This window comes from Pseudomonas sp. 18173 (genome assembly GCF_050432945.1).
GTDB lineage: Bacteria > Pseudomonadota > Gammaproteobacteria > Pseudomonadales > Pseudomonadaceae > Aquipseudomonas.
Genome location: NZ_JBKFTN010000034.1, coordinates 43,389 through 50,613 on the forward strand (window position 1 = coordinate 43,389; position 7,225 = coordinate 50,613).

At 61.3% G+C, this 7,225-nt stretch carries 8 protein-coding genes; 7 read left to right on the plus strand and 1 reads right to left on the minus strand.

Annotation, left to right across the window (positions count from 1 at the left end):
• Positions 1-108: 108 nt before the first annotated feature.
• The 3 genes from ACLD1X_RS26935 to ACLD1X_RS26945 all read left to right on the plus strand — a co-directional run bounded on the left by ACLD1X_RS26935 (position 109) and on the right by ACLD1X_RS26945 (position 3,415).
• The gene (locus ACLD1X_RS26935) at positions 109-1,335 is read left to right on the plus strand and encodes a YbfB/YjiJ family MFS transporter (RefSeq protein ID WP_429372988.1); all 1,227 of its coding nucleotides are present in this window, start codon (positions 109-111) and stop codon (positions 1,333-1,335) included.
• A gap of 1 nt (position 1,336) precedes the next feature.
• The gene (locus ACLD1X_RS26940) at positions 1,337-2,335 is read left to right on the plus strand and encodes an NAD(P)H-quinone oxidoreductase (RefSeq protein ID WP_429372990.1); all 999 of its coding nucleotides are present in this window, start codon (positions 1,337-1,339) and stop codon (positions 2,333-2,335) included.
• 123 nt (positions 2,336-2,458) lie between these two features.
• Positions 2,459-3,415 carry an alpha/beta hydrolase gene (locus tag ACLD1X_RS26945; protein WP_429372993.1) on the plus strand — a complete coding sequence of 319 codons (957 nt, stop codon included), beginning with the start codon at positions 2,459-2,461 and terminating at the stop codon, positions 3,413-3,415.
• Here ACLD1X_RS26945 and ACLD1X_RS26950 read toward each other — a convergent pair.
• Entirely contained in the window at positions 3,394-4,446 is a 1,053-nt protein-coding gene (locus ACLD1X_RS26950) for an AraC family transcriptional regulator (RefSeq protein WP_429372995.1), read from the minus strand. The genes ACLD1X_RS26945 and ACLD1X_RS26950 overlap by 22 nt on opposite strands.
• A 163-nt stretch (positions 4,447-4,609) precedes the next feature.
• Between ACLD1X_RS26950 and ACLD1X_RS26955 the strand changes: the two genes are divergently transcribed.
• The 4 genes from ACLD1X_RS26955 (at position 4,610) to ACLD1X_RS26970 (ending at position 7,176) form a co-directional block, all read left to right on the plus strand.
• Complete coding sequence (locus ACLD1X_RS26955; protein ID WP_429372997.1) at positions 4,610-5,461, plus strand: 3-hydroxybutyryl-CoA dehydrogenase; 852 nt, start codon at positions 4,610-4,612, stop codon at positions 5,459-5,461.
• Positions 5,448-6,107, plus strand: coding sequence for a TetR/AcrR family transcriptional regulator (locus ACLD1X_RS26960; RefSeq protein ID WP_429372999.1), 660 nt, complete (start codon positions 5,448-5,450; stop codon positions 6,105-6,107). The genes ACLD1X_RS26955 and ACLD1X_RS26960 overlap by 14 nt, the downstream gene beginning before the upstream one ends.
• 89 nt (positions 6,108-6,196) lie before the next feature.
• On the plus strand, positions 6,197-6,610 hold the full coding sequence (locus ACLD1X_RS26965; RefSeq protein ID WP_429373001.1) for a VOC family protein: 414 nt from the start codon (positions 6,197-6,199) through the stop codon (positions 6,608-6,610).
• 137 nt (positions 6,611-6,747) lie between these two features.
• Positions 6,748-7,176, plus strand: coding sequence for a hypothetical protein (locus tag ACLD1X_RS26970; RefSeq protein WP_429373003.1), 429 nt, complete (start codon positions 6,748-6,750; stop codon positions 7,174-7,176).
• Positions 7,177-7,225 lie beyond the last annotated feature (49 nt).

A 7,225-nucleotide genomic window follows, 5' to 3' on the forward strand; every position in this document is an offset into this window, starting at 1 on the left:
CGCTCCTGATGATGCAATTACGCATCAGCATAGCGCGTAATCGCTGCATTAATGCTTCGAAAAATCTCGATATGCTGAAAGCCTGAGTGACTCCACAGGACAATGCACATGCACAGCTCATCGCCTCCGGTTACCCGTGCACGCAGCTCGATCTGGCTGCCGATCTTCGCCGGCCTCTGCGCCAGCCTGGTCAGCATCGGCCTGGCGCGTTTCGCCTACACACCGTTGATACCTTCGCTGATCCAGGCTCAGTGGTTTTCCGCCAGCGACGTGGTGTATCTCGGAGCCGCCAATCTGGTGGGTTACCTGATCGGCGCCCTGATCGGCCATCCACTGGCACGACGGACCTCGAACAAAACCGCCCTGCGCCTGATGATGCTGGCAGTGACAATGGCGTTTTTCGCCTGTGGTTTTCCATTGTCGGTGAGTTGGTTCTTCGGCTGGCGTCTGCTGTCGGGAATTGCCGGTGGCGCGATCATGGTGCTGGTGGCGGCAACCGTTTTGCCCCAAGTGCCGGCGGCCCGCAAAGGCCTGGCCAGCGGCGCGATATTCCTGGGCATCGGCCTGGGCATAGCCGGGTCGGGGACGATAGTGCCACCGCTGCTGAGTCTCGGTTTGCAGCAAACCTGGTTCGGCCTTGGCACGCTGGCCCTGGTGCTGACCGCTGCCAGCTGGTTTGGCTGGCCGATCGCCACGCACCCGGCAGCCGCTGCGCCGTCGGATACATCGTCGTCGAGCCCAACCGACCCGAGCGTTTACCTGCTGTTCGCCCAATACGCGCTCATGGCGACCGGGCTGGTGCCGGCCATGGTATTCCTGGTGGATTACGTCGCCCGTGGGCTCAATGCCGGGGCGCATGTCGGCGCGCTGATCTGGGTGATGTATGGCCTGGGCGCGATTGTCGGGCCGGTGAGCTACGGTTTTCTGGCCGACCAACTGGGCGCGAAAACGGGTATCCGCATCGTTCTGGTAGTGCAGGCGCTGGCGGTTGGCCTGCTATCGATCAGCAGTTCGTTCGCGGTGCTGGCTGTACTGGCTGTGATCCTCGGCTCCTTCCCGCCTGGCATCGTGCCGCTGGCGTTGGCGCGGGTGCATGAGCTGATCCCCGGGCATCACCGGCAACAGCTTGCCTGGAGTCGCGCCACCGTGTCGTTCGCGACCTTCCAGGCCCTCTCGGGGTTCGCTTATTCGGCGCTGTTCAACGCCAGTGGCGGCCAGCACGCCTTGATGTTCGTGATTGCCGCCGGTGCCATTGTTCTCGCGCTGTTGCTGGAACCGGGCAGCCGACTGCTTAGCCGTTCGACCGAATCATTAACACTCAATACAGGTATATGAAATGACACTGCCCCAGACCATGACCCTGATCGAAATCACCGAACCCGGTGGCCCCGACGTCCTGCAACCGCGCCAGGCACCTGTGCCCGCTGCTGCGGCCGGCGAGATTCTGATCCGCGTGCACGCCGCCGGGGTCAATCGCCCGGACGCGCTTCAACGGGCCGGCAAATACCCGTTGAAACCCGGCACGAACCCGATTCCGGGGCTGGAAGTGGCCGGTGAAGTGGTGGCGATTGGCGCGGGCGTCAGCGAGTTTGCCCTGGGCGACAAGGTCTGCGCGCTGACCAATGGCGGCGGATACGCGCAATACTGCGTGGTCCCGGCCAGTCAGGCCCTGCCGATTCCTGAAGGCATGGACTGGTTGCAGGCGGCGGCCATCCCGGAAACCTTCTTTACGGTGTGGGCCAACCTGTTCGGCCTTGGCGGTGCACGTCAGGGCCAGCGTGTGTTGATCCACGGTGGCACCAGTGGCATCGGCACCACCGCATTGATGCTGTGCCGCGAGCTCGGCATCGACGCGTTCGCCACCGCCGGCAGCGAGGAAAAATGCGCAGTGATTCGCGAATTGGGCGCCGAGGCGATCAACTATCGCGACCAGGACTTTGTGCAGGTCATCGCGGAAAAAACCGCGGGCCTGGGCGTCAACGTGATTCTCGACATCATGGGCGGCTCGTACCTCAACAACAATGTGGCCGCCCTGGCCCTGGAAGGCCGCCTGGTGATGCTCGGCTTCCTCGGTGGTGCTCACGCCAGGGACGTCGACTTGCTGGCGATCATGGCCAAACGCGCCGTTGTCACCGGCTCCCTGCTGCGCTCGAGAACCGGGGAAGAAAAAGCCGCCATCGCCCGACAACTGCGCGAACACGTATGGCCGGTGCTGAGTGCCGGGCGCTGCCTGCCGATGATAGACCGGGTTTACCCGCTCGCTGAAGCGGCACAGGCCCACGCGCGGATGGAAGCGGGAGAGCATATCGGCAAGATTGTGTTGCGCGTGGACTGAGCCGACGCCAACTTCAGCAGGCATCGACTGTTAACTGCCGGGTCTCAACGATGGTCGGAAAAATCGCCCGGCGCACGGGTACATCTGTTAAAACCCGTGCTTCACACTCTGATGGACCGTCCGATGCCTGCTCCCCTCCTCGCTCACTTGCGCCGACGCTGGTTGTCGTTGCTGTGCATGGCCGTGCTGGTCGTCGGCTTGCCGGTGAGCTGTGGGGCGCTCAAATACAAAGAGCGCGAGTTGCTGTTCCGCATCGAACCGGGCACGGCAGGCTGGTATCGCGGCTTGCCGCAGGACGTTCAGGAATTCGATATCACGCCCGCCAGCTTCAAGGCCGGGCAAAACCTGCATGCCTGGTGGTGGCCAGCCGCCCGCCGCGATGCGCCGTCAATCCTCTACCTGCATGGCGTGCGCTGGAACCTCACGGGCCAGGCGTTTCGCATCGAGCAGTTGCGGGCCATGGGCTATTCGGTGCTGGCCATCGATTACCGTGGCTTCGGTCAGAGCAAAGGCGATTTGCCCTCGGAAGCCAGTGTGTATGAAGACGCACACGTCGCCTGGGAGCGCTTTACCGCGATGCAACCGGACGCCAGCAAACGTCTGATCTATGGGCATTCACTGGGCAGTGCAGTGGCCATCGAACTCGCGGCCGGTCTGGCCGCACAGGCTAAACAGCAGCAGGTCGCCGTGCCGGTGCGCGGTCTGGTCATCGAGTCTTCTTTCACCTCGTTGGGCGATGCGGTCGCGGAAGTGGCCAACAACAACCTGCCGGTGAGCGGGTTGCCAGTGCGCTGGCTGTTGTCGCAGAAGTTCGACTCTATCGACAGGATCGTCGACATCGACATGCCGCTGCTGGTGGTGCACGGCCTGGCCGATCCGTTCATGCCCTCACGATTCAGCCAGCAACTGTTCAATGCCGCCCATGAACCCAAGCGTCTGCTGCTGATACCCGGTGGTACACACAACAACAGCATGAGCCTGGGTGGCAACCAGTATCGCCAGGCAATTGATGGCTTGTTCAAGGCAAGCCCCCATCAGGTGGCCGGGCAGGCGGTGGTTCAGGGCTCGCAGGACTCCTGAAGGCTGGTCGCGTCTGCGCCCCGCTCCCCCTGATAACGGGCCCGATAGCGCCCCGGACTTTCCCCGGTCCACTTCTTGAATGCCCGATGGAAGGCGCTGGGTTCCTGGAACCCCAGTCGCTCGGCGATATCGCTGATGCTCGCATCGCTCTCACGCAATTGCTCGAAGGCCACACCGCGCCGTACTTCGTCCTTGATCTCCTGGTAGGAACAGCCTTCACGCTCCAGTTTGCGGCGGAAGGTACTGGGGCTCAGGTGCTGCTCCAGGGCAAAGGCCTGCAACGTCGGCCATTCACTGTAGTGGTTGCCGCGCAAGCGCTGATGAACCTGCGAGGCCAGGCCATGCTGGTTGCGGAAGCGGATCACCAGCCATTGTGGTGCGGTACGCAGAAACACTTTCAGCGAGGCCAGATCCTGAACCACCGGCAGGCGCAAGTAGTGGCTGGCAAATTCGATTTCGGTGCGCTCGGCACCAAAGGTCAGGTTGGGGCCCCACAGCAGGCGGTCGTCGCCCAGCGACAGGCGTGAATGGCGGAAGTCCGCGCGGTCTATGGGAATGCGCCGGCCGCCCAGCCAGCACAGCAGACTGATCATCAGCACCAGGAACGTTTCTTCACCAAAGCGGCTGGCATCGTTGTCCGTCGAGCAGGTTTCCAGGCTGATGACCGCGCGTTTGCCCCGCACGGCCAGTGAGCCGCGAAAGTCACGCAGGAACAACCCGAAGTTGGCCAGGCACTGACGCATGGCCTTGTGCAGGTCGGGTTCCTGAATCAGGGCCCGGCAAATCAGGGCGAAACTGCCCGGCGGCATGCCATGGGAATCGAGCCCGAAAAATTCGTCATCGAGCTCGCGGATCTGAATCAGCCACAACGCGGCAAACGCATTGGCCGGCACCCGCGCCGTGGGTTCGCTCATGACCGCCGGATCAATGCCCGCCTGTTCGAGCACCGCCGTCACGCGCTGCGGATCTTCCCTCAGCCCATGGATCATTGCCTGCACGAAATAGGCGGCAACCGAGTCCTTTTCCCGCATTGGTTCGCTTCTCTCTCATCACCCGAATGGCAAAAAACATCATTGCCGTTGAACAGTTTTGGCATAGGACAACCGCCCTGCCGGCTCTAGACTCGCGGCAATAGTACGCCTTCGGCCGTAGTCGCGGCCAAGGTATCGCAGGGTTTGATCGAAGGATGGGAAGATGAATCTGCAAAACATCGGGGTGATCGGTGCGGGCACCATGGGCAATGGCATTGCACAAGTCTGCGCCATGGCCGGTTTCAACGTGACCTTGCTCGACATTTCCGAAAGCGCTTTGCAAAAAGCCGTCGCAACGGTCGGTAAAAACCTTGATCGGCAGATCGCCAAGGAAACCCTGACGCCGGAACAGAAACAGGCCGCCCTCGACAAAATCCGCACCAGTACCGATTACAGCAGCCTGCAAAATGCGCAGCTGGTCATCGAAGCGGCGACGGAGAATCTCGACCTGAAACTGCGTGTGCTGCAGCAGATCGCCGCGCAGGTCAGCAGCGAATGCGTGATTGCCTCCAACACCTCGTCACTGTCGATCACCCAACTCGCCGCCAGTGTCAGCCAGCCTGAGCGCTTCATCGGCCTGCATTTCTTCAACCCGGTGCCGGTGATGGGCCTGATCGAAGTCATCCGTGGCCTGCAAACCAGTGACGCGACCCACAAGCTGGCGCTGGACATGGCGACCACCCTGGGCAAAACCGCGATTACCGCCGGCAATCGCCCAGGCTTCGTGGTCAACCGGATCCTGGTGCCGATGATCAACGAAGCGATCCTGGTGTTCCAGGAAGGCCTGGCCAGCGCCGAAGACATCGACGCCGGCATGCGCCTGGGTTGCAATCAACCTATCGGCCCATTGGCCCTGGCGGACCTGATCGGTCTGGATACCCTGTTGTCGATCCTCGAAGCCTTCTATGACGGTTTCAACGACAGCAAATATCGCCCGGCACCGCTGCTCAAGGAAATGGTCGCGGCCGGGTACCTGGGGCGCAAAACGGGGCGTGGCTTCCATGCCTATGCCTGAGCGTTGCTCGCGCTTTGCCGAGTACCGGGACAAGGTCCTGGAGCTGTTTGCCTGCAAGGGGTTCGGCCAGGTCGGCATGCGCGAGCTCGCGACGTGCCTGGGGCTCTCCCCAGGCTCGCTGTATCACCATTACCCCAGCAAACAGCACCTGCTGCTCGACCTGATCGAGGAGTTCTACGAGGAGCTACTGGCCACCCTGGGGCGCATTCAGCAAAAAGCCCCGGCCAAACGCGACAAACTCAACAGCCTGATTCGCGCGCACCTGAATCTGCATCGGGAGATGCCTTGGCATTTCCGCCTGGTGGAGCGCGACAGCGGTTGCCTGAACGAAGAGCAACAGGCTCGGGTCCGGCAATTGCGCGAGCAATACGAACGCACGTTGCTGAAGATGCTCGGCGCGAAGTCCCGTTTCAGCGAGCAAGGCCTGTTGGCCGCCGGGCATGCCATTGGCGCCCTGCTCAACAGTGCCCCCAGCTGGCTGACGCCCCATGTGCTGGACGAGCAGGAACGTGATGAGCTGCTCGAAAGCATGGTCAGCGGCGCCATCGAACGCGTGCTGGCGCCACGGCGTGTGCCCGAGGCAATAAGCATCGCGCGTCCTATTGAAAAAACATCTAAAGAAACACAAGTTCCGACAAAGATTTAGCGCTTTGCTTATCGGCTCGACACAATCGGAATTCGCCGAAAAAACCGGCGTCCAAACCGATGTATGTACTTGAGCACCCGGAGCCGACCATGAAAATCAATCCCTACCTTATCTTCAACGGCGACTGCAAAGACGCCTTCACCTTCTATGCGCAGTGTCTGCAAGGCCAACTCGAAGCCATGTTGACCTTCGGTGAAACGCCGGCCGGCGAGCATTTCCCCAAGGGTCTGCACAACCTGATCATTCATACCCGCCTGATCGTGGGCGATCAGGCAATCATGGGCTCAGACACCACCCCTGATCGCCCTGTCGAAAAAATGAGCGCCTGCTCGATCTCACTCAACGTCGACAGCATTGCCGAGGCCGAACGGGTCTTCAATGCGCTGGCAGGCGGCGGCACCGTGCAAATGCCACTGGAGAAGACGTTCTGGGCGGCGCGCTTCGGCATGCTGGTCGACCGTTTTGGTGTGTCGTGGATGGTCAACTGCGAAAAGGATCAGTGAAAGACTCAGTCGATTGACCGTCTTCCAGGCACAAAAAAGCCCAACCTGAAAAGGTTGGGCTTTTTTGTAACTCCCGGCCGGTCTGCTACCGTCAATTAGCCACATGGATAGCAGCGGACTTGAGGAGCAAACCCACTATGCCAACCCACGACCTGTCCTGGTCCACCCGCTTCAAACTCTTGCTACTGGCGGGTGGGCTGATAACCAGCCTGTTGACCCTCAGCGGCTGCGCCAGTGTCAATGCACAGACTACCGCCTACGTCGGCGTAGAACATCCCGCACCCACATTGCCCGACAAGGTCGTCGTGCTGCGCTCCGAGCCTCTGCGTCCGCATGTGCGCCTGGGTGAAGTGCTGATAGACGCCACCGTCGACCCTGCCCCGCCGATTACCGAAGTCGAACAGAAGCTGCGCGAAGAATCAGCCAAACTCGGTGGTGACGCGGTGGTGGTCGTCTATGACCATATTCAGGCGGTGGGTGCCTATGCCAATGGGCCACTGTGGGCTCGCGACGTGAAGGCCATCGAGGGGCGTAAACTCAAGGGCATCGTGATCAAGTACCGGTAGTTGCCCGAGGAGCCAGAAAAACAAAACCCCTACCTGCATACGCAGATAG

Excerpts from the sequence above, each read along its gene's own strand:
- ACLD1X_RS26945 (WP_429372993.1), top strand. The coding sequence starts at position 2,459 with ATGCCTGCTCCCCTCCTCGCTCACTTGCGCCGACGCTGGTTGTCGTTG.
- ACLD1X_RS26965 (WP_429373001.1), top strand. The coding sequence starts at position 6,197 with ATGAAAATCAATCCCTACCTTATCTTCAACGGCGACTGCAAAGACGCC.
- ACLD1X_RS26950 (WP_429372995.1), bottom strand. The coding sequence starts at position 4,446 with ATGCGGGAAAAGGACTCGGTTGCCGCCTATTTCGTGCAGGCAATGATC.
- ACLD1X_RS26935 (WP_429372988.1), top strand. The coding sequence starts at position 109 with ATGCACAGCTCATCGCCTCCGGTTACCCGTGCACGCAGCTCGATCTGG.
- ACLD1X_RS26940 (WP_429372990.1), top strand. The coding sequence starts at position 1,337 with ATGACACTGCCCCAGACCATGACCCTGATCGAAATCACCGAACCCGGT.
- ACLD1X_RS26955 (WP_429372997.1), top strand. The coding sequence starts at position 4,610 with ATGAATCTGCAAAACATCGGGGTGATCGGTGCGGGCACCATGGGCAAT.
- ACLD1X_RS26970 (WP_429373003.1), top strand. The coding sequence starts at position 6,748 with ATGCCAACCCACGACCTGTCCTGGTCCACCCGCTTCAAACTCTTGCTA.
- ACLD1X_RS26960 (WP_429372999.1), top strand. The coding sequence starts at position 5,448 with ATGCCTATGCCTGAGCGTTGCTCGCGCTTTGCCGAGTACCGGGACAAG.